The organism is Paracraurococcus lichenis (assembly GCF_030657435.1).
Lineage (GTDB): Bacteria > Pseudomonadota > Alphaproteobacteria > Acetobacterales > Acetobacteraceae > Paracraurococcus > Paracraurococcus lichenis.
Genome location: NZ_JAUTWS010000281.1, coordinates 1 through 1555, shown reverse-complemented (window position 1 = coordinate 1555; position 1555 = coordinate 1). Strand labels below are relative to the sequence as shown.

Here is a 1555-nt window from a genome sequence, read left to right as displayed (position 1 = left end):
ATAGGGCTACGTGCGTCCACACCGCTGAGCCGTGCACCACACTGCCCTGGGTGATGTCGATCTCGCGGCGCTCGACAACTTCCACGATGCTTCTCTCCAGAGAACGACGCAAGGTGGCAGTGATGACAGCCGAGGGAAGGGCAGGTTCGGGCATTGGTGACATCTGGTCGGCTCGACGCGCGTCAGGGGTGTCCAGGGCATGGTCGCAACTCGCCTTTTATAGGTGAACTGCCATCCCGGTCGGCACGGTCATGCAGACGAACGGTTTTATCCTCTCCCGCTCGACAGGGTCGGAGAGCCGACCCCTCAGTCGCGGCGTGGCAGCGGCCGACGGTTGCGTGCCGCCCGCGACCGATGCGCCATCAGGCCTTGCACAATCCCGTTGACGATGATCGGGAGCAGGGCAACAAGAAGCTGCAGGATGGCATTGGGTGCGCGCTCTGGTGTTGGCGCGGATTGCGGCTGCAACCCGCGTCGTTCGATGTCCGGGGCGAGCACCGCATCGGTTGGCTTCGCCGGCACTGGCGCCGCCTGCTTGGTCCCACTGAGATTGGCCCAGGCTCGCGTAAACTCTGCCCCGGCCAGGAAGATCAGCGCCGAGTAATAGAGCCAAACCAGCACGATGATGATGGTGCTCGCAGCACCGAAGCCAGCGGCGACATTGCTGCTTCCGATATAGAGCGCAATCAGGGTCTTGCCGACGGTGAATAGAACGGCGGTGGTGAAGGCCCCAATGAAGACGTCGCGCCAGGCGAGCTTGCGATCCGGCAGCACCTTGTAGATCGCCGCGAACAGCAGTGTCAGAATGCCTATTGTTACCGTGATGCTCAGCACGTGGGCAAGCAACACGCCGCCCGGGAGCACAGCTTCCAACCACGAGCCGAAGGATGCGATGGCCGCGCTGACCGCGAGGGAGGCGATCAGGATGAAACCTGTCGTCGCCACCAACCCGAGCGCCGCGGCCTTCGCCTTGACCAGACGGGAGACAGTCTCAGTGATCGAGCCCGCCTCCGGCACCTCGGTCTTCCAGACGGCGTTCAGCGCATTCTGCAAGGCACCGAAGGCGCCACCGGCGGTGAGGAGCAGGGTGCCCAGGCCGATCGCCACGGCCCAGCCGCCGCGCGCGCCACCCATCGCACCCTCAGCAAGCCGCCCGACTTCGCGCGCCGCTTGGTCGCCCAGCATGCTAGCCATCTGAGCGGTGATGGCATCATCGACTTGGTCGCGACCAAAGACGAAGCTGGCGATACCGGTGGCGATGAACAGCAGCGGCCCAACCGAGAACAGGGTGAAGTAGGCGATACCAGCAGCCCGCGTCAAAGCGTCGTCCGCTATGAAGCCTTCCCCAGTATCCTTCAGCAATGTCCAGATCCGGCCCATGGCAAAGCACCCATGATGAACATGTTCGTGGAACGGTCTGCCGATGAAGCAGTTTCCTCGGACCCGCTATGTGGCACTGCCAACAACCCGTTTGGAGCGGCGATATCCGGGGCAATTTCGACGGGCAGGGTGGCCAGCCGTCACAGCGCCTGACGGCGCTCCACTGCAGTGATGC

1 protein-coding gene is annotated in these 1555 nt (G+C 63.7%); it reads right to left on the bottom strand.

Going from position 1 to position 1555, the window contains the following annotated elements; translation table 11 throughout:
- Window positions 1–306: 306 nt before the first annotated feature.
- Window positions 307–1380 (bottom strand): YihY/virulence factor BrkB family protein, encoded by a 1074-nt coding sequence (locus Q7A36_RS39690; protein WP_305109302.1) that lies wholly within the window; start codon window positions 1378–1380, stop codon window positions 307–309.
- Window positions 1381–1555: the final 175 nt, after the last annotated feature.

Excerpts from the sequence above, each read along its gene's own strand:
- Q7A36_RS39690 (WP_305109302.1), bottom strand. The coding sequence starts at position 1,380 with ATGGGCCGGATCTGGACATTGCTGAAGGATACTGGGGAAGGCTTCATA.